This window comes from Paraburkholderia sp. BL10I2N1 (assembly GCF_004361815.1).
Classification (GTDB): domain Bacteria; phylum Pseudomonadota; class Gammaproteobacteria; order Burkholderiales; family Burkholderiaceae; genus Paraburkholderia.
In genome coordinates, this window is sequence record NZ_SNWA01000004.1 from 218,792 (window position 1) to 244,937 (window position 26,146).

22 protein-coding genes are annotated in these 26,146 nt (G+C 59.8%); 11 read left to right on the top strand and 11 right to left on the bottom strand.

Annotated elements, in window-relative coordinates:
• Positions 1-64: 64 nt before the first annotated feature.
• Both B0G77_RS42330 and B0G77_RS42335 read left to right on the top strand, forming a co-directional pair.
• Positions 65-658: a GMC oxidoreductase gene (locus B0G77_RS42330; protein WP_133667807.1), complete on the top strand. Its 594-nt coding sequence runs from the start codon at positions 65-67 to the stop codon at positions 656-658.
• Between the two features lie 909 nt (positions 659-1,567).
• Complete coding sequence (locus B0G77_RS42335; protein ID WP_133667928.1) at positions 1,568-3,529, top strand: SMP-30/gluconolactonase/LRE family protein; 1,962 nt, start codon at positions 1,568-1,570, stop codon at positions 3,527-3,529.
• Between the two features lie 62 nt (positions 3,530-3,591).
• Here B0G77_RS42335 and B0G77_RS42340 read toward each other — a convergent pair whose 3' ends face one another.
• Both B0G77_RS42340 and B0G77_RS43745 read right to left on the bottom strand, forming a co-directional pair.
• Positions 3,592-5,133: a PQQ-binding-like beta-propeller repeat protein gene (locus B0G77_RS42340; RefSeq protein WP_243751531.1), complete on the bottom strand. Its 1,542-nt coding sequence runs from the start codon at positions 5,131-5,133 to the stop codon at positions 3,592-3,594.
• A gap of 224 nt (positions 5,134-5,357) precedes the next feature.
• Entirely contained in the window at positions 5,358-5,504 is a 147-nt protein-coding gene (locus B0G77_RS43745) for a glycosyltransferase family 2 protein (RefSeq protein ID WP_166656407.1), read from the bottom strand.
• Positions 5,505-6,015: 511 nt separating this feature from the next.
• Here B0G77_RS43745 and B0G77_RS42345 point away from each other — a divergent pair.
• Positions 6,016-7,581: an alpha/beta hydrolase gene (locus tag B0G77_RS42345; RefSeq protein WP_133667809.1), complete on the top strand. Its 1,566-nt coding sequence runs from the start codon at positions 6,016-6,018 to the stop codon at positions 7,579-7,581.
• Positions 7,582-7,822: 241 nt separating this feature from the next.
• Here the strand turns inward: B0G77_RS42345 and B0G77_RS42350 are convergent, their stop codons facing one another.
• The 3 genes from B0G77_RS42350 to B0G77_RS42360 form a co-directional block, all read right to left on the bottom strand.
• Positions 7,823-8,647 (bottom strand): alpha/beta hydrolase, encoded by an 825-nt coding sequence (locus B0G77_RS42350; protein WP_133667810.1) that lies wholly within the window; start codon positions 8,645-8,647, stop codon positions 7,823-7,825.
• A gap of 95 nt (positions 8,648-8,742) precedes the next feature.
• Positions 8,743-9,126 (bottom strand): hypothetical protein, encoded by a 384-nt coding sequence (locus tag B0G77_RS42355; RefSeq protein WP_133667929.1) that lies wholly within the window; start codon positions 9,124-9,126, stop codon positions 8,743-8,745.
• A gap of 268 nt (positions 9,127-9,394) precedes the next feature.
• Positions 9,395-10,693, bottom strand: a complete 1,299-nt coding sequence (locus B0G77_RS42360; protein WP_133667811.1) for an L-fuconate dehydratase — start codon at positions 10,691-10,693, stop codon at positions 9,395-9,397.
• Between the two features lie 148 nt (positions 10,694-10,841).
• On the opposite strand from B0G77_RS42360, the gene B0G77_RS42365 reads away from it, so the two are divergent.
• From B0G77_RS42365 to B0G77_RS42390, 6 genes are all read left to right on the top strand, one after another.
• On the top strand, positions 10,842-11,603 hold the full coding sequence (locus tag B0G77_RS42365) for a GntR family transcriptional regulator (protein ID WP_133667812.1): 762 nt from the start codon (positions 10,842-10,844) through the stop codon (positions 11,601-11,603).
• A gap of 272 nt (positions 11,604-11,875) precedes the next feature.
• A complete protein-coding gene (locus B0G77_RS42370) occupies positions 11,876-13,387 on the top strand; it encodes a sugar ABC transporter ATP-binding protein (protein ID WP_133667813.1) in 1,512 nt (503 codons plus the stop codon).
• 19 nt (positions 13,388-13,406) lie between these two features.
• Positions 13,407-14,432: an ABC transporter permease gene (locus B0G77_RS42375; RefSeq protein ID WP_133667814.1), complete on the top strand. Its 1,026-nt coding sequence runs from the start codon at positions 13,407-13,409 to the stop codon at positions 14,430-14,432.
• 88 nt (positions 14,433-14,520) lie between these two features.
• Positions 14,521-15,462: an ABC transporter substrate-binding protein gene (locus B0G77_RS42380; RefSeq protein WP_133667930.1), complete on the top strand. Its 942-nt coding sequence runs from the start codon at positions 14,521-14,523 to the stop codon at positions 15,460-15,462.
• Positions 15,463-16,094: 632 nt separating this feature from the next.
• Positions 16,095-16,424 carry a hypothetical protein gene (locus B0G77_RS42385; RefSeq protein WP_133667815.1) on the top strand — a complete coding sequence of 110 codons (330 nt, stop codon included), beginning with the start codon at positions 16,095-16,097 and terminating at the stop codon, positions 16,422-16,424.
• Positions 16,425-16,877 (top strand): VOC family protein, encoded by a 453-nt coding sequence (locus B0G77_RS42390; RefSeq protein ID WP_133667816.1) that lies wholly within the window; start codon positions 16,425-16,427, stop codon positions 16,875-16,877.
• A gap of 26 nt (positions 16,878-16,903) precedes the next feature.
• Here B0G77_RS42390 and B0G77_RS45455 read toward each other — a convergent pair whose 3' ends face one another.
• The gene (locus tag B0G77_RS45455) at positions 16,904-17,029 is read right to left on the bottom strand and encodes a hypothetical protein (protein ID WP_279571401.1); all 126 of its coding nucleotides are present in this window, start codon (positions 17,027-17,029) and stop codon (positions 16,904-16,906) included.
• A 500-nt stretch (positions 17,030-17,529) separates the two neighbouring features.
• Between B0G77_RS45455 and B0G77_RS42395 the strand changes: the two genes are divergently transcribed.
• Positions 17,530-18,162 (top strand): malonic semialdehyde reductase, encoded by a 633-nt coding sequence (locus B0G77_RS42395; protein WP_133667817.1) that lies wholly within the window; start codon positions 17,530-17,532, stop codon positions 18,160-18,162.
• Positions 18,163-18,946: 784 nt separating this feature from the next.
• Here B0G77_RS42395 and B0G77_RS42400 read toward each other — a convergent pair.
• From B0G77_RS42400 to B0G77_RS42425, 5 genes are all read right to left on the bottom strand, one after another.
• Complete coding sequence (locus B0G77_RS42400; protein ID WP_133667818.1) at positions 18,947-19,660, bottom strand: TetR/AcrR family transcriptional regulator; 714 nt, start codon at positions 19,658-19,660, stop codon at positions 18,947-18,949.
• Between the two features lie 251 nt (positions 19,661-19,911).
• Positions 19,912-21,276, bottom strand: coding sequence for an MFS transporter (locus B0G77_RS42405; protein ID WP_133667819.1), 1,365 nt, complete (start codon positions 21,274-21,276; stop codon positions 19,912-19,914).
• Between the two features lie 123 nt (positions 21,277-21,399).
• Entirely contained in the window at positions 21,400-22,665 is a 1,266-nt protein-coding gene (locus B0G77_RS42410) for a CoA transferase (RefSeq protein WP_133667820.1), read from the bottom strand.
• Between the two features lies 1 nt (position 22,666).
• Complete coding sequence (locus B0G77_RS42415) at positions 22,667-23,443, bottom strand: enoyl-CoA hydratase/isomerase family protein (RefSeq protein ID WP_133667821.1); 777 nt, start codon at positions 23,441-23,443, stop codon at positions 22,667-22,669.
• Between the two features lie 837 nt (positions 23,444-24,280).
• Positions 24,281-24,577: a DUF1330 domain-containing protein gene (locus B0G77_RS42425; RefSeq protein WP_133667823.1), complete on the bottom strand. Its 297-nt coding sequence runs from the start codon at positions 24,575-24,577 to the stop codon at positions 24,281-24,283.
• 161 nt (positions 24,578-24,738) lie between these two features.
• On the opposite strand from B0G77_RS42425, the gene B0G77_RS42430 reads away from it, so the two are divergent.
• A complete protein-coding gene (locus B0G77_RS42430) occupies positions 24,739-26,145 on the top strand; it encodes an NAD-dependent succinate-semialdehyde dehydrogenase (protein WP_133667824.1) in 1,407 nt (468 codons plus the stop codon).
• Position 26,146: the final 1 nt, after the last annotated feature.

Below are 26,146 nucleotides of genomic sequence, written 5' to 3' on the forward strand. Positions count from 1 at the left end.
CGTCCTGTAACACGGTTCAGGCGCCCCGGCTGCGAACGACGGCCTAGAATATGCCGGGGAGCGCGTGCGCTGTGGGGGCATCGCAGCGATCCCATCTCTTCCGCCAACCTTTGGGCGACCTTGCCTGGAGAAAGACGATGGTCAAACGTTCACGGGGCATGCTGCTGCAATCTTTTCCCCATGCCGGCCTACCAGCCGGGGTAGCGTCCAGCTCACGAGCGCCGACATCCACGAACCCCCTCGCATCGATCCGAACTACCTGTCCACGGAGCACGACCGTCAGGAAGCCGTAGCCGGCGCCCGGCTGGTGCGTCGTCTTGCGGCCACTCAGGCACTCTTGCAGGTGACTGCTGAGGAAACCCGGCCGGCAGCAGCCGTCTTCGATGAAGCCAGCATGCTGCAGTTCGTTCGAGAGCAGAGCGGCTCGGTGTATCACCTTTGCGGCACATGCGCGATGGGAAGCGATGCGCGGGAGTCGGTGGTGAACGACCAGCTTCAGGTTCATGGTGTGGCCAACCTGCGGGTGGTGGATGCCTCGATCTTTCCGAACATCACGTCGGGCAATACGAATGCGCCGACGATGATGGTCGCGGAAAAGGCGGCGGCGATGATCCTCGACGGCATTGCGCTCGGACCCGCTTCGAGGCGGCCCGGATAACGAGCGGATCGAGTGGGCGTTGCTGCCGCAGCAAGGGGCTCCGTGACGTCTTTCCACGCTTAATCCAGTCTGATGCGCAGGCAAATTTACCTGGCTGCGTCTGCGGCGAGCCGGACCAAAGTTGGACGGTCGATCTATGCTGCTCTCCGTGCGCGCGGAGTCTCGACGACCCAAGCCCTGGATATCTTCTCGCGAAAGCTGCTGCGCACCGCGTTCGCGGCCTGCAAATCTGGACAATCATTCGACGCCCAACACTTCGCCGGCGCTAACCCGTGTTGACGAAAACCATAGAATCTTAAACACAGGCGGAAGACTTACCGCATGGTTTAACCGCTACCTCATGTCCGGTTTTCGCAGGGTCCGACCCAGGCGGCCGTGACACATTCGCGCCCATGACATCAGATTCAGGCTCGCCTTATATTGTTTATTTATGTGACGGCGTGTCCGAACATTTTCGATGTACGATCAACTGTCGCCGCTATTCCTCCCGGCGGCTACAAAATTGCTATCGGACGGTTTTCGAGAGGATTCAGCCGTTTTTAAAAGCGCAACGGGCAAAAGACATATGCGCTCCAAAACTGCATCGACCGTAAGCGAAAACATCGCCCGTTGGATACGAGCGCCGATGTCCTTCCCCTTTATCCGGAGTCAGCTTCCATTGCTCCGCATGGGCTCGCCGCAGAGACGCCCGCAATTCGCGCCATTCAAATCACTGCACCCGACAGCCCGCGTAGCGTTCTCGTCCCGGCATTCACCCAGCCTCAATCAGCATACCCGCTCCCGACAAGACCCTGCTCAATGCCCGCGCTCGAAGCGATCAAGCGCCGAGGCCGTTTGAAGATCGCTCCAGGAAGCTTCGTTGCGTGCGTCGTCCCTCGAGGCTCGCCGACCATTCAGGAGAACATCGCCATGATTACGAAACGCATCCGTGCCGTATTGGCTGCCGTTGTACTGATCGCGACGATTGCACCGGCATGTCAGGCGCAGTACACCACCGACTGGCTGGCGAACACATTTGGGACGATTGCCGCCCACGTCGGTAACGGCGCACGTTCCATGTGGGTAGCGCCTGAAGGCGTCATCTATACGTCCTCGTTGTGGGATGAAAGCGAAGGTGGAGTCGCCCTGTACCGGAACGGCCAGAGCGTGGGTTCCATGGGGCTGCACAACGACTTTCAGGGTAGCGCCATTACGGGTAATGCAACTTCAATCTTCGTTGCTTTGCAGTTCGGCAGAAAGGACGGCAGTGGAAGGGTGGGGCGATACAACCGGACGAGTCAAACTCGCGACCTGGTGATTCCCGTTAGCGCGACAACGACTGAGGCGCGTGCCGACGTCGTCACGGGACTCGCGACATCAGGCTCACTCCTTTATGCGAGCGACTTTCCTGGAAATCGCGTCCGGGTCTTCAGTACCGACGGCGTCTGGCAGCGTGATATCAATGTGTCAGGCCCTGGCGCGCTCGCCGTGGACGGCGCCGGCAATATCTGGGTTGCCCAGAAGAGCGCGGGCACCATCCTCGAATTCAATCCGGCCGGATCCCCGCTGAACACAATTCAGATGTCCGCTGCCTCTCGACCGTCCGCGCTGTATTTCGACGCGACGACAGGACAGCTCATGGCTGGCGACGAGGGGCCCGACATGAACATCAAGATCTACAGTATCCTGGGCGGACCAACGCAGGTCGGCACGTTCGGCATTCAGGGCGGATATCTCGACACGACCGCTGGAATCAAAGGTCAGATCGGCGACAAGCGGTTCACCCGCGTTGCCGGCATCGGCAAAGACGCCGCCGGCAACCTGTATGTACTCAACAACCCATGGGGTGGAACCTGGGACCTCGGCCGCAACGGCAACACCGACATTCACGCCTACGACAGCGCGGGCAACCTGAGATGGAAGCTTCAGGCACTCAACTTTGAAGGCAACGCCGCTCCGGACCCCGGTACAGACGGCGCGTACTTCTACGGAGGCTTCAACGTCTACACCGGCACCGCCGGCGGAACTTTCGTGGCCAACACCGTCGATCCATTCGACTATCCGTCCGATCCACGAATCGACATCAATGATGGCCAGCGCGGCCAGCACTTCGCGCAAATCGCCACCGTCGGCGCAAACCGGATTCTTGTGGCAGCCGGCCAGAATCCCGGCATCTTCCACTTCTTCCACTTCAATGCGGCCAATGGCTACATCGCTATACCGGACGCGTCGCTGCCGGGTGCGGCGTTCAATACGACTGCACAGGTCACAGACGGATTCTGCCTCGACAGCAACGGAAACATTTGGGCTGGCCTCGACAGGACGAACCACATCTACTACTACCCGCTGACTGGTTTTGATGCCAACGGCAAGCCGACTTGGGGAGCAGCAGTGAAGTACCCCACGCCGAGGTCCATCAGACCCATGACGCGAATAATCTACCTCGCGGACAGCGACACCATGATCCTGGCGCAAGGCATTGTCGGGAGCGCAGACTGGACGTCGATAGGAGCGAGGGTCGAGGTGTATCACGGCTGGCGCGCAGGAAACCACACCTCGCCGAATCCGGTGATCAACATCACCAGCCCCAACGCCAAGTCAATCACGGCAGCAGGTAACTATCTGTTCGTCGGATACGTACACACCGTGCCCAACATCGACGCCTTCAATCTCAACACAGGTAGCCTGGACATCACATTGATCAATACCAACCCCGCCAGGGTGGACGTCGGCAATGACGTGGATTCGGTGTACGGCCTCAGGTCATACCTGCGATCGACCGGGGAGTACGTAATCACGAAGGACAACTACAAAGGGTCCAGCATTGTTGTTTATCGCTGGACTCCTGGGGCAGTCGGAGCCGTCGCACGCGTAACCGCAGCGTCGGACTAGATTCCATGTAATCGAACTGTCGATGACATCCCCACACTTATGGTCCCGGCCCATGTGACGGGCTAGAGACCAAAGGCGCGAAGCATGTGGTCCATGCCCGCGACGAAAAGCTGTCCGTTGACGACCGTCGGCGACGTGAGGATGGCGCTCGTAGGCCGCTCAGCAACCGGGAGGTTATCGCTGCTCCAGAGTATCTGTCCGCTCTTCGCGTCGACGGCGAACACCTGCTTCGAGATACCGTCGGCGTAATACACCACCCCGTTTGCGACCACAGGGGAGATCGCCGGGTTGTCAGAAATCGAATCTTTGCCGACCGGCTGCTGCCAGGCCAGGCTGACGGAACAGGTGCCGCTGATGCCCAGAGCGAGGAGCCCGTGGTTATCGAAGCCGGTGGGCGAATGGGACGGAGCCGCCATATATAGCTGTTTCAGCACCGGGTCAAACGCTGGCAGACCGATGTTGGTCCCAGAATCTCTGGGCTGACTGATATTCAGCGTTTGTATCGGGCCGGACTGGATGGTGGTCTGGTTATAGATGAACAGGTTGCCAGTCTTCTGGAACGCTGCAAGCATTGGCGGGCAGCCACGAGGCTGGAACAGCGGTGCCGTCGCACCGAAGTCCGCGTCTCGCGTGGCCGGAGGCATCGGCGAGTTTGACGCGGTCACTGCGAGGCTGCTGGTGAGCTGGACCACGTGTTCTGCAAACGCGGCGTTCTGCGGGTTGGCGAATGCGTTGCCCGTCAGGGCGTAGACCGCTGACCCGCCCCGCACGACCGATACGCCTCCCGGTCCCCAGATACCACCGCCATTTGGCCCGGTTGCACCGGTCGGGTACCAGCGCTGCAGGATCGCTCCGTCGGGGATCGATACGCGCACGACCTGTCCGTGGTACGGCGTCATATCACAGGTGCTGGCCGTCGTGAGGTACAGCGAGGTGCCATATCGCGTACTGACGCTGAGGGTCGGGCTGCCGTAGACGTAGGTCTTCGGAGCCACGTTCGCTGCATCGGGGATCATCACGTGCAGCGCGGGCAGGTCCGCGCCGGTGGCCAGATTGTACGCGTGCAGAAAACCGTCCCCGCTCACGATGTACAGCTGGTTCCTGGTACGGTCGATAGTAGGCGTTCCGATGAACCCGATGTTGCCGCCTGATGCAGCAAAGTCGCTGCAGGTGGTGTGCACGGGCGTGACGTGTTGCGTCCAGATGATCGCCCCGGTGGATGCGTTCAGCGCGAACATGTCCCCCTGCAGCGTCGCTGCATAGACAACATCGGTCAGCACCCCGTTGATGCTTACGCCTGCCGCCAGTGTCGGCTGGGTCAGCATGGGGCCACCGAGATCCGTCGTCCAGTGGGTCCGCAAACTCGCCACATTCGATGTCGCAAGCACGGTCTCGACGGGATTGTTCCCGGTCCGCTGGGCGTTCATGCCGAACGTGGGCCAGTCTGTCGCGGTGAAAGAAAGAGCAGCGGCAGCGCCTGGTGTCAGTGCGCGCGTCGCGGCACTCGCATTCGCGGGAGCCAGAAGCGGCGCATCCACCACGGGTCCCGTCACGCTCGGAACGCTGTCCGGATTCATGCCGCTGCCCAGATTCTGCTGGCTCACAGGCGATCCATCGAGTGCACTCGCGGGCGGCACCTCGGGTCCTGAGGCAGGTCCAGGATGACTGTGAGGCACGAGGGGTACGGGCGCCGTTGCCGCCGGGGTCTGCGCCTGAGCGCCTGAGCCGGTCGAAACGGCAAACATCACCGTGGCGACTAGTCCAACGAATTTGAGACGAGAGGGCGTGCTTGTCATCGAGACACCTCTTGAACGTCAGGGTATTGCACTCATTCGCGCGCCTGGCTGAGCGGCGGCTCGTTTTTCACGTAGCGGATGTGCGGGTCATGCTGGTATTGCGAGTCGATGAGCCGTTGTGTCCGGTCGTCCGTCGAATCGTCGCCAATCGCGATGTCGATGTTCGCGTGCGTTTGCACGCGGCACAGATCCGATACCTTGGGCGATCAGCGCTGCGCGATTGCACATCCGCAGGCAAATGGAGACTTTCAAGGGGTGTCGTCATGATTTCGCCTCAATGACTTCGCCGCGATTCTGAAAGGGGCAATGACAGCCGGTTCGCTCTGCGTATGCAATGCATGCACTGCCACCTGCTGCAAAGTAGACGAAAAAAAGTCAGAAAATAATGCTCAATAAATCGGCAAAAAATCGTGGGTATCTGAGGCAAACGAATTGCACAGTGCACCTCGCTCGAATCTGCCGTCACCACTGGGTCGTCGTGCCGATTGGGGAATCCCTGGTCGGCGCGCGATCGAGGGAGACGCGCGAGGTGGCCGTCAGTCGCGACTGGTCACGGCCGGAATGAGGGACAACTATGGCTTTATGGTCCCGCTACCGGCAGTTTGACGATCTGAGTCGGCGGACGAGCGATGGCCCCCCGATCCGTGCAGAATATGACGGGAATTTCGCAACCCCGATGAGAGGACAACAATGCGGCGCACAGCACTCAAAGTGGTAAGAATAAGCGTCTTGATCGTTGTCCTGCTGATCATAGGCGCGCTGGGCTTTCGCGTGTGGTCTTCGCAGCGCGGACCGGGCCTCGCCGTCTGGCATACCTACGTACCGCATGAAATGACAGTCAAGGAAATTGACGCGAGCAACTGGAACGGCTACCTGGCGGCGGAGTCCCGGATATTCGACGAGGTTCGCACCAATGTCGTCGAGAAACTGGACCCCGCCTCGCGCGTCCCGTCGAACCGGTATTACGAGGGCTCGCCGATCTATCCGGAACACTTTGCGCACAACTGGAATCGCTCTTATGTGCTCGAACCGAAGGGCGAGCCTGTCGGTGCAGTGGTGCTGCTGCATGGCCTGACTGACTCGCCCTATAGCCTGCGTCACATCGCCCGCTACTACCGTGATCATGGCTTTGTCGCAATCGGCATCCGCCTGCCGGGACACGGAACGGTTCCAGGGGCGCTCACCCAGGTCGAGTGGCGCGACTGGGCGGCAGCGACGCGGCTCGCGGTACGCGAAGCACGCCGGCGCGTCGGCCCGGACAAGCCGCTGGAACTGGTCGGATACTCAAATGGAGGAGCGCTCGCGCTGCAGTACTCGCTGGACGCCATTGACGATAAATCTCTGACGCGCGCTAGTCGAATTGTGCTGATCTCGCCCATGATCGGAGTGACTCGATTCGCTCGTTTCGCGGGACTGGCCGGGCTTCCGGCGGTTTTACCGGCGTTCGCCAGGGCCGCCTGGATGGGGGTCGTGCCCGAGTTCAACCCATTTAAATACAATTCCTTTCCGGTGAACGGTGCACGTCAGTCTTTCCTGCTGACCCAGGCACTTCAGGATCAGATACAGCGTTTGCACCGCGAGAACCGGCTGGTCGAACTGCCACCGGTCCTGACGTTCCAGTCTGTCATCGATTCCACCGTTAGTACCCCCGCGCTGATGTCGGGGCTCTATGATCAGCTACCCGAGAACGGCAGCGAGATTGTGCTGTTCGACGTAAACCGCGGCGTGAAATTCCGCACCTTTCTACGCACGGCATCCTACGGCGCGCTTGACCGGCTTGTACGCGCCGGGCCGCAGAACTACCGGACGACGATCATCGCCAACGCTGGCCCGGACTCGGCACAGACCGTCGAGCGCACCATTGAGGCAAGCGAAGTCAAAGAACACGTGCGGCCGTTGGGCATCGACTATCCGCCGGATATTTTCTCGTTATCACACATTGCCCTACCATTCCCTGTGACCGACGCGCTCTACGGAACTTCACCCGGCACCGACGAAGATTTCAACGTGAATCTCGGGGCGCTCGCTGCGCGCGGGGAGCGCGGCGCGTTGATTCTCACGCTTGACGCCATGTTCCGGATCGCGTCGAATCCCTTCTTTCCGTATGTCGAGCAGCGAATCGACGAAGGTATGGGAAAGATGCCCGGCCCAGTGGTCAACGCGCCGGAACGATCCCACCAAAGCACGGAAGGCGTAACCAACGAAGCGGTCGACGAGTTGCCGGAAGCCGAGCCAGCGGAGGCATACGGGCCGTGAACACCTCCTGCTGAAGCGAAATGATCGGCCGGATTGCCTGCCGGCAACGGCTTGCGGCTTTTCGCGCGATGGCGAAACACAAGCTATGGAAAGGGATTTCCACGAATCCCCGTTTCGCGCAAGTTCGCGAATCGTGCGGGCGGTTCACGGAAGGCCGCGTTGCGGGAGCAAACGCGGTTACCCTCTGCAAACTGCCGACGTTGCTGCCAGCCGGTATGACCGCGCAGGAATACCCGACGGCTTAGGACTTGATGAACGCCAGTAGATCAGCGTTGATCGTTTCGGCTTCCGTGGTGGGCATGCCGTGCGGGAAGCCTTTGTAGGTCTTCAACATCCCATTGCGCAGCAGTTTGGCGCTCAACGGCCCTGAGTCGGCATAGGGCACGATCTGGTCGTCGTCGCCATGCATGACCAGTGTCGGGACCGAGATCTTCTTCAGGTCCTCGGTAAAATCCGTCTGGGAAAAGGCGACGATGCCATCGTAATGCGCCTTGGCGCCGCCTTCCATGCCTTGGCGCCACCAGTTCTGGATGACCCCTTCGGACGCTTTGGCGCCCGGCCGGTTATAGCCGTAGAACGGTCCCGCGGCGACGTCGCGATAAAACTGCGACCGGTTGCTGGCTACCTGTGCCTGGAAACCATCGAAGACTTCCTTGGGAAGGCCCCTAGGATTCGCATCCGTCTTGACCATTAGCGGTGGCACGGCGCTGATCAGCACGGCCTTCGCCACGCGACTCTCGCCGTGACGCGCCAGATAACGCACGACCTCGCCGCCCCCTGTGGAATGGCCAACGTGGACGGCGTTCTTCAAATCAAGATGCGCGGTAACAGCCGCGAGATCATCGGCATAGTGATCCATATCGTGGCCGTCGGCAGTCTGGGTCGAGCGCCCGTGACCGCGGCGGTCATGCGCAATGACCCGAAAGCCATGATTCAGGAAGAACATCATCTGCGCGTCCCAATCGTCAGCGCTCAGTGGCCAGCCGTGCGAGAAAACAATTGGCTGTCCGGTGCCCCAGTCTTTGTAGAAAATGTCGATGCCGTCCTTGGTCTTTACAGTGTTCATCGCCTTATCTCCATTGTTGCGGTCTCAAATAAAAGTATATGCGTTGGCAGGTGAGCGCCAGGACTTCATTTGGCGGGACTGCTGGCCGCGACGCCCTATCTTCTTGAAAACGCGGATTTTCCGCCACGTCCGCGTGGCTTCGGCTCGACACCCACGCGCCGATCGCGCGCGAGCACGAGCGCCGTCATCCTTTCCACGATGGTTTCAAACGCCGGATCGTCTTGCGGTACGTAAAGCCATTTTCGGAGCACGGGATGCGGCTGCAAAGCCGGCATTTCATCAACGAGAGCGGCGTGGCGCTCTTGCGACGTGCACACCAGCAAGCCGTTCCACGGCTCACCGCGATCGGCGGCAACCAGACACAACAGGCCGTCGACATATGCGGCATCGCAGCCGAACATCCGCTTGTGAATGTAGGTGGAATCGCGCTCGAACGCTTCGAAGATCCACGCGAGCGAGTTGCGGATGGAGGCGGGCATTGGCGTGAAATCCTTGGCGATGGTCTCGACCATGAGGTTATACAAACTCGTTGACCCTGGCAGACAGCGTGAAGGCCAGTCCGCCATGTCGTAACGCTTGCTACCTGCTGAACGCGAAGCGCAACCACGCGCGCTTGCCTTCGAATGAGTGATCAAAGACAACGACGCGTATGCCGGGACGCTCCTTTCGAACCTTGGCGATTTCTGCCGAGTAGGCCTCCCGCATCGCCGACCGGTCACGACGGCCGCACTCCGGCTGTGGACTGCTTTAGTTTCGCCAGACCGGACCCTCAGGAAAGCAATATTGATCAAGCGATGCCGCATGCATTTCGATGCTATAACCGGGACGTTGCGGCGGCATGTAACGGCCGTTGCGGATCAGAACAGGCTCGACGAAATGCTCGTGCAGATGATCCACATATTCGAGCACGCGGTTTTCCAGCGAAGCCGACACGCAGATATAGTCGAAAAGCGAAATATGCTGGACATACTCGCACAAGCCGACGCCTCCCGCGTGCGGACACACCGGCACGCCGTATTTCGCCGCCATCAGCAGCACGACGATCACCTCGTTCAAACCGCCCAGGCGGCAGCTATCCACCTGACAGAAGTCGATTGCGTGTGCCTGCAGCAATTGCTTGAACATCACGCGGTTATGGCAATGCTCGCCGGTCGCGACGCCAATGGGTCGAAGCCGCTGCCGGATGGCCGCATGGCCGAGAATGTCGTCGGGGCTCGTGGGTTCCTCGATCCACCACGGATCAAATTCCGCGAGGCGCCGCATGTTCGCGACCGCTTCATCGACATCCCACACCTGGTTCGCATCCATCATCAGTTTCAGGTTTCCGCCGAGTTCTTCACGCAGGATGCGGGCTCGGCGCACATCTTCTTCGAGATTGCCACCCACCTTCTGTTTGAAGTGCGTCCAGCCCTGAGCGACACCTTCACGTGCGAGCCGGCGAATCTTGTCGTCATCGTAGCCGAGCCAGCCCGCCGAGGTTGTGTAGGCCGGATAGCCGTGAGCGAGCATTTCCTCTTCGCGCTCGCGCCTGGTCTGCCAATGGCGATGCAACATCGCGATGGCTTCATGAGGTGTAATTGCATCGGTCACATAGCGGAAGTCGAGACAACGCACGAGTTCTTCCGGACTCATGTCGACGAGCAGCTTCCATACCGGTTTGCCTTCCGCTTTTGCCCACAGGTCCCAGGTGGCATTCACGACGGCCGCCGTCGCCAGATGAATCGCGCCCTTGTCCGGACCGATCCAGCGCAACTGGCTGTCTGACGTCAACGCGCGCCAGAAAGCGCCCATGTTCGCTGAGATATCCTCGAGGGTCCTGCCAACGATCAACGGGGCGAGCGCCTGTACCGCACTCACGCAGATCTCATTGCCACGCCCGATCGTGAAGGTAAGGCCATGGCCTGTGAGCGCCTCCGACGAATCGGTTTCGAGCGTCACGTAGGTGGCGGAGTAATCCGGCGCGGCGTTCATCGCATCAGAGCCGTCGAGTGAACGCGAGGTGGGAAAGCGAATGTCCCGGACGGACAGCCTTGTGATCGTGGTCATCTTTGCACCCTCCGCGGGCGATGATTATCGACTTCCGCCTGCGAACGAAGACGGATTGGCCTCGTACTTGCGATTGCGACATGTGCTTACATACCGGCGTCTCTCTAAGTATTCGCCCGCGTTGACAACGCTGAATCCACTTCCTAGCATGCTAGCATCTTCAATGCAAATCAAGCGCGCCGTGAACTCTTCATCCGTGGTAGAGAGTGCCGCCAGCAACCCGTATGGTGCATTGCAAAAGATCAAGGGCGGCGAACGAGGCAGTCTGACCGACGCGGTCGAACAGGCGCTGAAAGAAGCGATCGTGACGTTGGTGCTGGAACCCGGAATGATGATCGACAAGCTGGCGGTCTGTGAACGGATGGGGGTATCGCGCTTTCCGGTTTCGGCCGCGTTGGCAAGGCTTGCGCACGCGGGCCTCGTCGAAGTGTTGCCGCAGCGCGGCACGCGCGTCAAACCGATCTCCCTCGAGGACATCCGTCAGCATCTATTCATACGCAGTGCACTCGAAGTCGAAACGGTGCGCACTGTCGCGCTCTCGCGTGATAGTGCGACGCTAGAGGCCTTGGCTCTCAATCTCGATCAGCAGCGCGAAGCGGTCACGAGTGGCCAACGCTTGAGATTTCACGTACTGGATCTGGCCTTTCACGAAATCCTCTTTGACTCGATCAACCTGCCGCGAGTGAAGGAAATCGCTGTGGTGTCGCGCAACGCGCTGGATCGCGCCAGGCAATTGCTGGCGAGTCCTGAGCGGCTTGTGCACACGCTCGAGGAGCACGAGGGTATTTTCGAAGCCATTCGCAGCTGCAAGGCCGACGCGGCTGCGAAAGCGATGCATGACCATCTCGATCAGGTCGTCGCCGAGCTGCACCGGTCTGCGAGTGAGAGGTCGGATCTTTTCGAACCATAGTGACCTACGCCGATCGCGACCGGCGGCGGGTGACATTTGACCGTGTGCAATGTAGACGCCTTTCTGACGCCGCACGATGAGGAATGCGTGATCTGAACCACTGTTGTGCAGCATCTCAGGATCGCTGCACATGGGATTAAAGGGGCTTCGGCAATGTGTCTGGCTTCTCGTTGCGCTTTCAGTTCTGAATGGCGGCGTACGCCCTGTGCCGTCCCGGCTCGCTTCTTCGATGAGGCCAGCGGACATCGCGCAATTGTCGTTGTATCCGCACCATGATCCCGCTCTTTTCCGTCAATAAGCTCAGCAAGAGCTTTCCCGGTGTGAGGGCTCTTCATGAGGTCCAGTTCGAGCTCGTGGCTGGCGAGGTCCACGCGTTGATGGGCGAGAACGGCGCCGGTAAGTCGACGCTGATGAAAATCCTCGCAGGCGTGTACACCCGGGATTCGGGCGAAATTCTCTATGACGGCCAGCCAGTTGAGTTCCTGAGCCCGCGTGATGCGCAGGCCGTGGGTGTCGGCATCATTCATCAGGAATTGCAGTTGATGAATCATTTGACCGTCGCGCAGAATATTTTCATCGGCCGCGAGCCGCGCGGACGCCTGGGCCTGCTCCTCGACGAAGACAAGCTCAACGCCCAGGCGCGCGACATTCTCGCCCGCATGCATGTGCATCTCGACCCGCGCGCCATGGTCGGTGCGCTTACCGTCGCCAGCCAGCAGATGGTCGAGATCGCCAAGGCCTTGTCTTTCGATTCGCGCGTCCTGATCATGGATGAGCCGACCTCCGCGCTGAACGACGCCGAAATCGCCGAGCTCTTTCGCATCATCCGCCAGTTGAAAGACCGCGGCGTCGGCGTCATCTACATTTCACACAAGATGGATGAGCTGAAGCAGATTGCCGACCGGGTCACCGTGCTTCGTGACGGCGAATATGTGGCCACCGTCGCCGCCAGCGACACGAGCGTCGAAGCGGTCATCGGCATGATGGTCGGAAGAACGTTGACCGACGTCGCACTGTTTCAAAGCACTGCAGACAAGGGCGAGGTCGCGCTCGAAGTGAAACATCTCAACGCCGGTCCGCTCGTCAGGGACGTGAGCTTCACGCTGCGCAAAGGCGAAATATTGGGCTTTGCCGGATTGATGGGCGCGGGCCGCACCGAGGTCGCCCGCGCGGTGTTCGGTGCCGACCCGATCGAATCCGGCGAGATTCTGGTGAAAGGTGTGAATGCAGTGATCAGGAGGCCGAGCGACGCGGTGGCGCGCGGTATCGGTTATCTCTCGGAAGACCGGAAGCGATTCGGCCTGGCAACCGGAATGGACGTCGAGTCGAACATCGTGATGTCCAACCTGGGAAAATTCCTGTCGCTGAATTTTTTCCTGCGCCGTGCGCAGATACGCAAGACAGCTTCTCATTTCATCAATCTGCTCGCCATTCGTACACCCTCCGCGGCGCAGCCGGTACGGCTTCTCTCAGGCGGCAATCAGCAGAAGATCGTCATTGCCAAATGGCTTGAGCGCAACTGTGATGTGCTCTTCTTCGACGAGCCGACGCGTGGCATCGATGTCGGCGCCAAGAGCGAAATCTACAAGCTTTTGCGCTCGCTCGCCGGGCAAGGCAAGGCGATCGTGATGATCTCGTCGGAACTGCCGGAAATCCTGCGTATGAGCGACCGCATCGTTGTGATGTGCGAGGGCCGTATCACCGGCGAACTTGCCGCCCGCGAGGCGACGCAAGAACGCATCATGCAACTGGCGACGCAGCGCGAATCCTTGAAAGCGGCGTAAGCCTCAAGAGGTCAAGTACATGACACAGCCATCTGATACTGCGGCGCTGGCCAATGAGAGACGGGCCTCTGGCTTGAGGGCCCGCGTCTTCGCGCCGACCGCCCTGCAAAAGCTGCTCGCCTTCGCGAGCCTGATCCTGCTGCTGGCCTTTTTCAGTTTCGCCTCGCCCGCCTTCATGCAGATGGACAACATCCTCGGCATTCTGCAGGCGACGGCGGTCAACGGCGTTCTGGCGATCGCCTGCACATTCGTCATCATCACGGGCGGCATTGATTTGTCCGTCGGCACGCTGATGACCTTTACGGCGGTCATTTGCGGCGTGTTTCTCACCTATTGGCACCTGCCGATGGGGGCGGGGGTCGTCGCTGCGATTGCGACGGGCGCACTTTGCGGAATGACTTCAGGAACCCTGACGGCGAAGTTGAAGATCCCGCCCTTCATTGCCACATTGGGCATGATGATGCTCCTGAAAGGGCTTTCGCTCGTTGTCTCGGCCGACAAGCCGATCTATTTCAACGACACCGAGAACTTCTACATGATTTCGCAGGATTCGCTGATCGGCCACGTGCTGCCGAGCGTTCCCATTCCGAACGGGGTCCTGATTCTGTTCTTCCTCGCGGTCGCGAGTTCTATCACACTCAATCGCACGGCGCTCGGCCGCTATACCTTCGCGCTCGGCAGCAATGAGGAAGCCGTGCGCCTCTCCGGCGTGAATGTCGATCGCTGGAAGATCGCTATTTACGGCCTGAGCGGTGCGATTTGCGGTGTCGCCGGACTGCTCATCGCCTCGCGTCTGAATTCGGCCCAGCCGGCTCTCGGCCAGGGTTATGAGCTTGAGGCAATCGCCGCCGTCGTCATCGGCGGCACCTCACTCAGCGGTGGTTCGGGCACGATTCTGGGCACGATCATCGGCGCTTTTATCATGAGCGTGTTGACCAACGGCCTGCGCATCATGTCCGTCGCTCAGGAATGGCAGATCGTGGTGACGGGCCTCATCATCATTCTTGCAGTCTATGCCGATATCCTGCGACGCAAGAAGAGCTGACCCTGCACAGGACAAAATCGAAAAAGGAGCGCCCGAAGGCTCCCGCAACGGCTGAAGGTTGAAAGCCCAACTTAGGAGGAGAAACACCATGTTGAAAAGAAAACTTATCGGTGTCGCGATCGGTGTCGGCGTGCTCGTCGGCGGGACGACTCTTACGTATGCGGATGAAGTCTATATCCCGCTGATCTCGAAAGGATTTCAGCACCAGTTTTGGCAAGCCGTCAAATCCGGCGCTGAACAATCGGCGAAGGACCAGAACGTGAGAATTACCTTCGAGGGCCCGGAGACGGAGGCTATGGTCGATAAGCAGATCGACATGCTCTCGGCCGCGCTTGCCAAGAAGCCCCAGGCAATCGGCATCGCCGCGCTCGACAGCAAGGCGGCCATTCCGCTCCTGAAGAGAGCGCAGGCCGCCAAAATACCCGTCATCGCATTCGACTCTGGCGTCGACAGCGACATTCCGCTGACGACCTGTGCAACGGACAATCTTGCCGCCGCCGCACTCGCCGCCGAGAAGATGGCCGAGGCGATCGGCAATTCCGGTGAAGTCGGCGTGATCGTCCACGACCAGACCAGCCGCACGGGCATCGATCGCCGCGATGGCTTTCTCAACCAGATGAAGGCGAAGCATCCAAACATCAAAATCGTCTCGGTCCAATATGGCGGTGGCGACCATCTGAAGTCGGCCGAGATCGCCAAGGCGATGATCCAGGCCAACCCCAGTCTCAAGGGCATTTTCGGCGCGAATGAAGGTTCGGCGGAAGGTGCTGCGATCGGCGTCAGGGAATCCGGCAAAAAGCTCATCCTGATTGGCTACGACTCTGGCAAGGAGCAAAAGGAGGACATCAATTCGGGACTGATGCTGGGCGCCATAACGCAGAATCCCGTCGGCATCGGCAAATGCGTCGTCGACTCGGCGGTGAAGGCACTGAAGGGCGAGAAGCTACCCAGGAAAGTCGACACGGGCTTCTACTGGTACGACAAGAGCAATATGAACGATCCCAAGATCGCCGCTGTGCTCTATGATTGATCGACGCCGCTTAAGGCGCCATGAGCGAGGAAGAGCCTCGGCTCTTCCTTTTTTTCTCCCATCGCAGCGAGAAGTTGGTTGTGAGGTCTCGCCAAACCGAACCGGTCGTGCGCGCCACGCGTAGGGCGCCACGTTTATTGCAACGGCGCACATTAGAAAATCAAGTGTTTACGCGTAACCGCGCCACGTGTGCCAGGGTGGTCCGACAAAGCTCGTGCGACGGCCTACGTCCGCGACAAAGCTATAGCATTTTGCCTGACGCGATTAGCCATAGCCGACCCTCTGCGGACGCACGTTCCACGTGTGTTGAACGACTGCACCGGGGCGGTGATCGGTCGTTCGACAAAATCCGAGCATCGCGGCTCCTGCCGTTTGGTGGGGAGGTCTAAGCTCGACGTTGTTCGTGGTGCCTGCCATGTACATGTTCGCAGGAAGCACGCACACGCGCGACGTAGCAGGAAAGCACCTGGCGCGGACGACCTGGACGAACATCGCCAGATCGTTCTGATCGAGCGCGATATTTGTCCAAAAATGGATTAAACAGATCCTATTTGACCGTCTGGTGTGAGATGACTTCAATCCCCCATACTTGAGGTGTCGCACAGGAGGCCGTTTCCGGGCCGCCGGCCAAGGTGGCCACCGCGAACAGCTTCATGGAGCGGCCGGTGCCGCCGAAACGGCAGGATGGCACCACGTCCGACGGCCAGTTGCGCAATCGCCGCTCCATCGGCCAAATCGGCTTGTGTGAACGTGGTGTCAGGCGGCAGTGCGCCGGGATAGGCAACAATATCGGTGAGCCGAAGCGTCCAGCCCTGCGCTGCCAATGCAGCCGCGAGATGCCACCCCAAGGCGCTGGCGGCGCCCGTCAAAAGCACGGGCTGCTTGGTCGATTCGCCATCCGAGCGGACAATGTTGTGATCGAGTTTGTGAACGCTATCCACTGGTTACAGGAGGAGGGTTAAATGGCTGACGCCACAAAGCCGCGCGCCATCGGCTTCAACCACGTAGCGCTGGAAGTCGGCGATATCGAGGAAGCGCTGGCATTCTATGGCCGCATCTTCGACTTTCAATTGCGCGGCAAGAACAAGACGATGGCCTTCATCGATCTTGGCGACCAATTCATCGCGTTGCAGGCGGGACGCAAACAGCCCCCCGATGACGGCCGGCATGTCGGCCTCGTTGTCGATGACAAGGAGGCGGCGCGCGCTGCCCTCAAGGCGGCGGGGGTCAAGCCGATCGACGGTCCGTTTCTGGATTTCCGCGATCCCTGGGGCAATCGCATCGAGATCGTGGGCTATGACAACATCCAGTTTACCAAGGCTCCGAACGTTTTGCGCGGCATGGGCCTGACGCAATTGACCAAGAACGAAAGCGCGAAAAAGGAGCTGGCGGAAAAAGGGATGGCGGAGAGCTAGAGTTCCCTCGTGTGGAGTTGTTGAGCTCAACCGTCGGGTGTGGTCTCAGCAGAGCGTCCACCGAGCATGTCGGCGCCTTGCCAGTTTATGGGCGGCGGCAGATTGGCATCGGCACGCTGCACGCAGCTGACGCTGTTCGTGGTGCGTGCCATGTACATGCTCGCAGGAAGCACGCACACGCGCGACGTGGCCGGGAAAGCACCAGGCTATTGCAAGTCAAATACCAGGAGAGCGCCCCATGCATCCCGTCATCCCAACTCCGCCCACTTTCGTCGCCGGTGTCGGGCGTCACGTCCCTCCAGGCCGTTCGGCTCGACGCCATATCAACGGCAGTGACGAATGTACAACGTCGCAGCCCTTTCTGGTGGGCGCCGTATTCCTTGCGCCAGCGGTATTAGCTCCGCTCGGAAATGCCGACTTCCTTACAGTCCAGCAGGGGCTCCCTGGAGCGTCACTGGTATCCGACCGCGCAAATTTTTCCATGAACGACGCGTGGTACGTCTATAACACCCAAACGGGGCTGCGCTCAGATCATCGATGACCAGCTGCGTGACGTTCACGAAACGCCTGGACGGCGTACCGCCCTCCAGGAATTCGTGGTTGTTGATGCAGGAAGGCAACTTGCAACGTCCATTTCCGTTGGGAGGCAAATATGGACAAACGATTGAATGAAGAAGGGATGGATCTGCTGTTCCGTCAGGCTCGAACCCACAATAGCTGGCTGCCTAAGCCGGTCAGTGATGACACATTGCGCGAACTCTACGAGCTGATGAAGTGGTGTCCAACGAGCGCAAACTGCAGCCCAGCACGTATTCTGTTCCTGCGCACTCAGGAAGCGAAGGAACGACTTCTGTCGGCATTGGCACCAGGCAATATCGACAAGACGATGAGCGCACCGGTGACTGTCATCATCGCTTATGACGGCAAGTTCTATGACAAGCTGCCTAAACTCTTCCCGCACGCAGATGCGCGAGCCTGGTTCGCCGACACACCGGAACTGGCCGAGGTCACGGCGCGGCGCAATAGCTCGCTACAAGGGGCTTATTTCGTTTTGGCTGCCCGCTCGCTTGGACTGGATTGTGGTCCGATGTCCGGGTTCGATCATGCAAAAGTTGACCATGAATTTTTTCCTGCGAGCGCACAGGAAGGCACCTTCCAGCAGGAGTACTTTCCCGACAGCCACATCAAGTCGAATTTTCTCTGTAATCTGGGCTATGGTGATCCGGCAGGGCTGTTCCCGCGCAGCCCACGCTTGGATTTTGACGAGGCCTGCAAATTGCTCTGACCACCAGGAACCCGGCTTCGCGGGCCTGATCTCCCTCGCCTGCCTGGGTGTAAACGGCTCACATGCCGGTGGATCAGCATGTGAGCCCAATTACATGGCCACTTCAAAGAAGAGGTTCCGGTCCGGTGCGGGCATATCCATATGACCCGACACAAACGTGGGTGCATGGGTGCATGGGTGCATGCGACCGAGACCGACGCTCATGGATGTCGGCCGTACGTCGCCAATCGTGCCGCCGAGCCCTCAAAACGCCATGCCCACCGACCGTGGCGCCCCATGCCTCAAGGAATAAGTCCTACCTATCTCCACCACCTGTCTACAGCGATGGCATTCCCGGCGATCGCAGCCGCGTCCTGCAAAGCCGACCGCTGCTGACGCTCGGTTTGGCCATCAACTCTGGTTTGAAGCGGATTCCTTTGCTGCAGATGGCAACGGCTGCCCTGACGCTGATTCGAACAAGTCGAAGTGACACAGAGACGCTGATGTACGGTGATCATGTACGGCCGTGGATCTTGATTGTCTGCAGCAGGCAATAGCCGGGCGAGCTCGTCTTGTGAAGCATCGTTTCCCCGCTATTGGCCCAATCCGGCGGGCACTTCGCGTTGCGAATCCGCGGGATGAATGCCCCACAACATCGTCTCGAACTCAACGCTCGCTTCACAGCATGGCCACGCTGGGGCGCGATCGAACCCCGCAGCAACACTCATTGCTTAAGATCTCGTACACGTTCAGAACGATACTCCAGGGCGCGTCACAGGTGCCGCGTTTTCGACAGCGACGACGACTACGCTTTGGCGCGCTTTCGAGCTGCGCGCGTAACCACTGGCTTCTGCAAGATCGCGCATTGCTGAATCACACTCTGGAGGTGATCCGGACCGGCCGTGATCGCGCTAAGCAACGTCATCACGACGAAGTCGATCAACTTTGGTATTGCCACTTTCGTGTCCGCGCGCGGCGCGCGGTTCGCCAGGATCAGCGTGGCGAGACCATGCTCCATACTCCACGCGGTATGGGTCACGAGCTTGAGATCGGAGTGCGCCCAACCACTCTCGATAGCCAGCGCCTCGATCGTCTCGGAAAACAACCCAAAAGACCTGTTACTTTCCTCGGCGAGTTCTGGATACGCTTGATGCGCCACGATGCGAGGCCCTATCATCAGACTGAATAGCCCGTTGTGGCGCTGCGCGAACTCAACATACACCCGCATCATCCGGTACGCTTTGGCAAGCGCCGTATCCTCGCTGTCACGGATCGCAACGCGCAGCGCAGCGAGGTCACGATAACCACTCGCCGCGATCGTGGCCAGCAGTTCGTCGATACCCGAAAAATGTCTCGAGGGCGCGGCTTCTGATACGCCCACCATGCGCGCGAGGTAACGCAGGCTCAAGTCTTGTGCTGATACATCCATGAGCGCACTGCGCCCCGCTTCGATGAGCGCGTTGCGCAGATTGCCATGATGGTAATCCGCATTCTTCGCGATAGATGACTTGGGACTCACGTGGCCTTCGTTCGAGGAGCAAAACAAGGAATCTATTATAAATTCTGCGCAAAGAGGCACGCAATATCACGGATCACGCGCTAACAAGCGTGTGTCCCTACAGGCATTCTATCCGCGTAATGGCGCGACTGGGTGTCAGGCTACGTCGCATGCCTGGCTGCTCCGGGCCTTCAGCACCCGAAGCAACCTTTCAGTGCACAATGCACGCGCTCGCCACGAGTACCTGGCGCGCCCACATCAGCATCGACTAATCACGTTGGGCATCGAACCGATACATCGTCAACGGGCGATCGCCTTCTGACAATGCGCTGGACGCCAAAAAGGAGAACCACAACGCCAAGTGCCTGGACACAGGCAATCATGATGAACCCGCTCGCGTAAGCTCCCGTTGCGTCGCGGACATACCCGATCAGAAAAGGCGTAACGAAGCCGGCGACGTTGGCGACAGAACTGATCAACGGCACGCCGACCACTAGCGACTTACCGCTGAGGAGGCTGACAGACATTTGCCAGAAGAGCGTTATACCTGCTCCCGTTCCCCCGAAGCCAAGAACAAGCAGGAAAAACGTCGCGGTAGTACTGCTGTGCCATACGAAAACGAGCGCCGAGAGGCTCGCCGCAGTAAAGACCGACGCCAGCGCACAGTAGAGCCGTCGACGCTGCGGACTGCCCCCGATGCTACAGATGAGCACATTGCCCAATGCCCCTAAAATGCAGGCTCCAGCGACTGCATGGCCAATCTCTTTGTATCCGCCGAATCCCGCCTCACGAAGTATCGTCGGGGAGAAGAAAAACAGTGCCGCCGCGGCGGCAAGGAGGCAGAAGTAGGCGGCGCTCAAGATCCAGACGGCGGGGTTGAGTAACAGAGGACGCTCGTCTGCGCCGGTATCGTTCATCGTTTCGGCGTTCTTTTGGAGATCATCCTCGACGAGCGTACGCTGTCGCGCCGAGAGCCACTTGGCGCCGCGGGGCAGATCCGGAAGTATCATGAACGCGACGCACGCCAACACGACCGTAGGGATGGCCTGAGCGAAGAACATCCATCGCCAGCCCTGAAAGCCGGCCAGTCCGTTCATGTGCTCAAGCATGACTCCCCCCGTTAGACCAATCGTGACCGTCGAGAAGAGCGACCCTGAGTGGAAGATACTGAAGTTACGCGTGCGCCTTTTCCCCGGGAACCACGCATTGAAGTACAACACGACGCCCGGGTAGAAACCGGCCTCGAACACACCGAGCATAAACCTCAGCGCGTAGAACGTCGGCGCGCTATTGACGAACGTCATCGCGACACTCGTCAGTCCCCAGGCGCCAGCGATACCAGCAAGCACGGCGCGTGCACCGAACTTCTTTTGCAGCATCGTGGTAGGGACGCCGAACAGCACGTAGCCGACGAAGAAGAGGCCGGCGCCCAATCCATAGACCGTTTCGCTGAATCGCAGATCCACGACCATTTGCAACTTCGCGAAAGCAACGTTCGAACGACTGACCCACGCCAGCATCCATAAGCCAAACAGTATCGGCAGTATCCTCCATTGCGCCGAAGCGTAGGCCTTCCGAAGGAGGGCGTTGTCATCTGACGATGACCCGTCTACCCAGGCTTGTTTCACGACTTCCATTCGGTCCTCCGACGTGTTTTATTGATACCGGAAATACAGAACGGACTGCAGCTATCAAAGGTCGCCGGTCACTTCTGCGACTCACTCTCCGAAGCCGATCCGCGCCGCGACACGTGGATGCGTCTAGTTGGACTGTGCTTCCGCAAGAACAGTGGTGTCGATCTCCTTCGCGGACGGTGGCGGGCCGCCGACCAGAATGCCGGTATCGATTGCATTGCGGATTGCGGTATCCGCCAGGCCCGCTTCGCGGAACACCTGCTCGTTGTGCTCGCCGCGAAACGCGGGCGCGCTGCGCATTCCAAGCTCGTCATCGGAAAAGTGCCATGGATAGCCGTGTATCAGATACGAGCCGCCGCGGCGATCCGTGATCTCGTGCACCGCACCCCATTGCTTTGCCCAATCGGTCTCGGCCAATTCCTTCAGCGCACGAATCTGGCCAATCGCGATCTTGGCCTCGTCGAGTTGCGCATCGAGCGTCTTGAGATCGCGGAACGACAGCATCCACGTCTGGAGCACTGCGTGCAGTGCCTTGTAGTTCTGCAGGCGGCGCTCAGCGGTGCTGAAACGCGGATCCTGCGCAAGGTCCATACGGCGCATTGCGCGCAAGTAATTCGGAAACGTGTTGCTGCCGACGATGCTTTGCGCCGCCACAAACTCTTCGCCACCGGGGCCGACGAAATGCGGTCCGTCGGCGGCACCGAGGATGCCCGGCTCAGCGCCCGTATCGACACCCGCGAGATCAAGGTGAGCGCGCTCGTTGATCGACAGCATTACGGCCGCCATCGCGACGTCGATGTATTGGCCGCGCCCGGTGACTTCACGCCTGCGCACTGCCGCGAGCACGGCGATGGTCGCTTGGAGGCCCGCATAGACGTCCGCGTGCGACAGGGGATCGGTCCATCTGCGGCCGCCGCCCGCGCTGTCGAAATGTCGCAGCGTGTTGTGCGTGAATCCCGTTTCGGCCTGCACGGTCGGCGCGTAGGCCATGCGCGACGCCCACGGGCCGTGTTGCCCGTAGCCTGTGATCGAAACGTAGACCAGCTTTGGATTGCGCCGGGAAAGCGTGTCGTAGTCGAGTCCAAAACCCTTGAGCGTACCGGCCCGAAAGTTTTCGACGATGATGTCGGCTTCGTCGCACAGGCGTAGCACGAACTCACGTGCGCCCGGTGCGTTCAGATCGATGCTGATATTGCGCTTGCCGCTATTCTGCTGAGCGTAGTAGCCGGACATGCCGTCGAGATTCGGGAACGCAGCACGCGACACGTCGGGCCGCGGCGGCTCGATCTTAATCACGTCGGCGCCGAGATCGGCTAGCGTCCGCGCACACAGCGGACCGGCCAGCACACGGGAAAAGTCGACGACCTTGAGTCCTTCGAGCGGTCCGGCCATGTCAGTTCCCTTCGAAAATGGCGGTACCCGGGCCAGCCTTATCGAAGGCCTCCAGTCCACGTTTGAGATCCTGCGACGCCCAGATCGGCTTTTGCAGTTCGAACATCGCCTCGTCGGCAGCAGCTACGCCCTCGTTGACCGCGACCCGCACGAGTTGCTTGGTGGCCGCATGCGCGATGGTCGGACCGGCGGCCAGTTCCTGCGCAACCGACAGCGCCACTTCATCGAGCTTGTCGTCGGGCACAACGAGATTGATCAGGCCCCAGCGTTCGAGCGTGGCCGCGTCGTAACGGCGACCGAGCAACGCGAGTTCTTTCGCACGCGCTGGACCTGCTCGCATCACCTGACGCTGGACGCCGCCGAGCAGCGGATGCAAACCGAGTGCGACCTCGACCGAGCCGATCTTGGCCGATTCGGCAACTACGCTGAAGTCACAGGCGAGCGCCACTTCGAAGCCACCGCCGAGGCATGTGCCGTTCACCGCGACAACGATCGGGATCGGTAGTGTCTCGAAGCCACGAAGCACCTCAAGCGGATCCATCAGCGCCTTGCCTTGCTTGGCAATGCGATCCGGAAAAAGCGCCACTTCGGCGCCGGCCGAGAAGTGCCGCAGACCGCTGCGCAGCAGGATCGCGCGCGAGCCGCGATTCACGGCCGCGTCGAATTCATCGAGTAGCGCGCGATACAGCGTCGGACCCATCAGGTTATGTGGGCGATGGTTCATCGTAAGAACCGTCACATGATCTTTAAGTTCGCTCACAACAATTGCTTCGTCCATTCTTGCTCCATTTCGTCAGATTCAGACGTCTTTCAATTTATATGTTAACAAGCATAACATTTGAGTGAGGTGTCGATACCAGCGTTTTCCCTGGCTGAAACAAGTAACAGCAAAAGAGGTTCGCTTCTCTGTCCTAGCAAAAACAATCAGACTACGACGGGACTCGAGCCGGGGGGCGAGTCTTCGAGCGTTGTAATGAAGTCTTTGATGCGATGTATGTAGCATAACGAACTAAATCATAACGTCGCGATCGATCAGACATACGTTTGCTCACTAGGCCTGAGGTTGATCCTGTCAGTGAGTAGAGGCACGGCTACAGCCCATCGTGGACCGGGCTCCAGCAGGCGGGAATACGCGCCATATGCCATCGTCGTGACGAAACAAGAACATCGCCGTGCGGTCCCCTGTCTTTGACACCTCTACACGCACGTAGCATTTCGACCTGGTCCGGTTATTCCGAAATTCGATGACTCTAACCTGATGCGTCGTGCCAGGCGCAAGCCAATGTTCGACCAAAGCGCGCAACGACTTTTGTTCACAAGCCAAAACTCTCTCCGGAAATTGTCAACAGGCAGGGCGCGGTAGCGAGCTCAGCGCATGGACAGTCTGGACATCGAGCGTGGGCGGGTCGCCGGAACCCATTGCCAACCGCTCGCGAAAAATCACCATCCGAAGAACAAAGCTGGGCGGTGAGGGACGGCCTGGCTGCCTCGACGTTCCTGGCCGCCAGGTTCCGAAGGGAACTCACGCTGAAGGAATGCTGGCTGCTCCATCGTGAACAGCGCCCGCGCTGTCATGCGGCGCGGGCGGCGGACCCGGTAGCCTCCTGGGAGTGTCTCAGTCGTCGACACCCGCGACGACGCGCGCGTCCCTTTCGGCTCCGTCCCCCAGTACGGCCAACGCATTCTGATAAGCCTCACTCTGAAACGTGGCAAGAGCCTGTTCAAAGCTCGGGAATTCGACCACGACGGTCCGTTCCTTGAGACCCGCCTGGAACGCAACGACCTCGCCGCCTCGCACGAGGAATTTTCCGCCCGCCGCTTTCACCACCCGTGTCGCGAGGACGCCGTACGCCGCGAGCTTGCTTGCGTCATGGACCGCCCGATACGCTGCCACCCAATATCCCTTTGCCATTTCGCTTCCCCAGTTGAAAGACACGTGCACATAGTAACACCGTTAACATAGATATCAATGAGGGTTATTCCTGGGCTCAAAAAGCTGGTCAGGGAAAGTGATAACGATGTTAACATGGGCCAGTGCGATGACTCGATACCAACCTTTTCGCGGAGAACTTCATGCCGTACACGACTATCAATCCTGCTACCGGCGAGATGCTCGCCACCTACGAGGACATATCCGACCAGTTGCTCGAAGCGAAGCTCGCTGCCGCACAGCGCGCTTTTGAAACCGACTGGCGCCGTCGTCCGGTCAGCGACCGGGCGCGCATTGTGTCGCGCGCGGCAGCGTTGTTGCGCGAGAAGGCCGACGAATACGCGGGCTATTTGACGTTGGAAATGGGCAAACGCAGCGGCGAAGCACGCAAGGAAGTGGAATCGTCGGCGACCATTCTCGACTACTACGCAAAGCATGCGCACGCCTATCTGCAACCGCGCCCACTCGCGGAAGCGCCCGGAGCAGCCGTGCACATCGAGCCAATCGGCGTGCTCTTCGGTATCGAGCCATGGAATTTTCCGTATTACCAGATTGCACGCGTAGCCGGACCGCAACTGATGGTGGGCAACGTCCTGCTGCTCAAGCATGCGGAAAGTGTGCCGCAATCGGCGTTGGCCTTCTCTCGGTTGTTCGAGGAAGCAGGCGCGCCCGAAGGCGTCTATACGAATCTGTTTATCTCGATCGAACAGGCCGGCCGAGTCATCGACGACCCGCGCGTCCAGGGAGTGACACTGACGGGCAGCGAGCGCGCTGGCACCGCGGTCGCTGAGCGTGCCGGCCGTAATCTGAAGAAGGTCGTGCTCGAACTGGGCGGCAGCGACCCGTTGATTGTACTCGAGGATGCGCCACTCGACTGGGCGATCCAAAGCGCGGTCGCTGGCCGCATGCTCAATGCGGGTCAATGCTGCGTGGGTTCCAAGCGCATCATCGTGATCGGCAAGGCGCGCGGCGACGCTTTCCTTGAAGGCTTCGCAAAGCGGATGGCAGCGCTCGAGACGGGCGATCCAGCCGATCCCGTGACCGCCGTCGCGCCGCTTTCGTCCGAACGCGCGTTGAAGCTGCTGCTTGAGCAGATCGATCGCGCGGCTTCATATGGCGCGCGCATCGTGTGTGGCGGCAAGCGCGTCGAGCGCTTGGGCTTCTACTTGCAGCCGACTGTTCTGTCGGATATCACGCCGCAAAATCCGATCTTCGCCGAAGAACTGTTCGGGCCGGTCGCCGCCTTCCACGTCGTCGAGGACGAAGCCGCCGCGATTGCGCTCGCCAACGGCACGCCGTACGGTCTCGGCGCGTCGGTGTTCACCGCGGATACCGAACGCGGCGAGCGGGTCGCCGCGCAGATCGACAGCGGCATGGTGTTCATCAATCAGCCGTTCGGCACGGCGGCGGAACTGCCGTTCGGTGGCATCAAGCGTTCTGGCTTTGGTCGAGAGCTTTCTCAGCTGGGCTTCGACGAGTTCGTCAACAAGAAGCTGATCAAGGTTGCCCCCGTCGGGGCAGCACCGTTCGGCCCCGCGCGGGCCGCCTGAA

What these genes read in the sequence shown, in the direction of transcription:
- B0G77_RS42380 (WP_133667930.1), top strand. Translation starts at nt 14,521, where the DNA reads ATGTTGAAAAGAAAACTTATCGGTGTCGCGATCGGTGTCGGCGTGCTC.
- B0G77_RS42345 (WP_133667809.1), top strand. Translation starts at nt 6,016, where the DNA reads ATGCGGCGCACAGCACTCAAAGTGGTAAGAATAAGCGTCTTGATCGTT.
- B0G77_RS42390 (WP_133667816.1), top strand. Translation starts at nt 16,425, where the DNA reads ATGGCTGACGCCACAAAGCCGCGCGCCATCGGCTTCAACCACGTAGCG.
- B0G77_RS42430 (WP_133667824.1), top strand. Translation starts at nt 24,739, where the DNA reads ATGCCGTACACGACTATCAATCCTGCTACCGGCGAGATGCTCGCCACC.
- B0G77_RS42415 (WP_133667821.1), bottom strand. Translation starts at nt 23,443, where the DNA reads ATGGACGAAGCAATTGTTGTGAGCGAACTTAAAGATCATGTGACGGTT.
- B0G77_RS42365 (WP_133667812.1), top strand. Translation starts at nt 10,842, where the DNA reads ATGCTAGCATCTTCAATGCAAATCAAGCGCGCCGTGAACTCTTCATCC.
- B0G77_RS45455 (WP_279571401.1), bottom strand. Translation starts at nt 17,029, where the DNA reads ATGGCACGCACCACGAACAGCGTCAGCTGCGTGCAGCGTGCCGATGCC.
- B0G77_RS42335 (WP_133667928.1), top strand. Translation starts at nt 1,568, where the DNA reads ATGATTACGAAACGCATCCGTGCCGTATTGGCTGCCGTTGTACTGATC.
- B0G77_RS42355 (WP_133667929.1), bottom strand. Translation starts at nt 9,126, where the DNA reads ATGCCCGCCTCCATCCGCAACTCGCTCGCGTGGATCTTCGAAGCGTTC.
- B0G77_RS42370 (WP_133667813.1), top strand. Translation starts at nt 11,876, where the DNA reads ATGATCCCGCTCTTTTCCGTCAATAAGCTCAGCAAGAGCTTTCCCGGT.
- B0G77_RS42375 (WP_133667814.1), top strand. Translation starts at nt 13,407, where the DNA reads ATGACACAGCCATCTGATACTGCGGCGCTGGCCAATGAGAGACGGGCC.
- B0G77_RS42405 (WP_133667819.1), bottom strand. Translation starts at nt 21,276, where the DNA reads ATGGAAGTCGTGAAACAAGCCTGGGTAGACGGGTCATCGTCAGATGAC.
- B0G77_RS42350 (WP_133667810.1), bottom strand. Translation starts at nt 8,647, where the DNA reads ATGAACACTGTAAAGACCAAGGACGGCATCGACATTTTCTACAAAGAC.
- B0G77_RS42395 (WP_133667817.1), top strand. Translation starts at nt 17,530, where the DNA reads ATGGACAAACGATTGAATGAAGAAGGGATGGATCTGCTGTTCCGTCAG.
- B0G77_RS42360 (WP_133667811.1), bottom strand. Translation starts at nt 10,693, where the DNA reads ATGACCACGATCACAAGGCTGTCCGTCCGGGACATTCGCTTTCCCACC.
- B0G77_RS42410 (WP_133667820.1), bottom strand. Translation starts at nt 22,665, where the DNA reads ATGGCCGGACCGCTCGAAGGACTCAAGGTCGTCGACTTTTCCCGTGTG.
- B0G77_RS42425 (WP_133667823.1), bottom strand. Translation starts at nt 24,577, where the DNA reads ATGGCAAAGGGATATTGGGTGGCAGCGTATCGGGCGGTCCATGACGCA.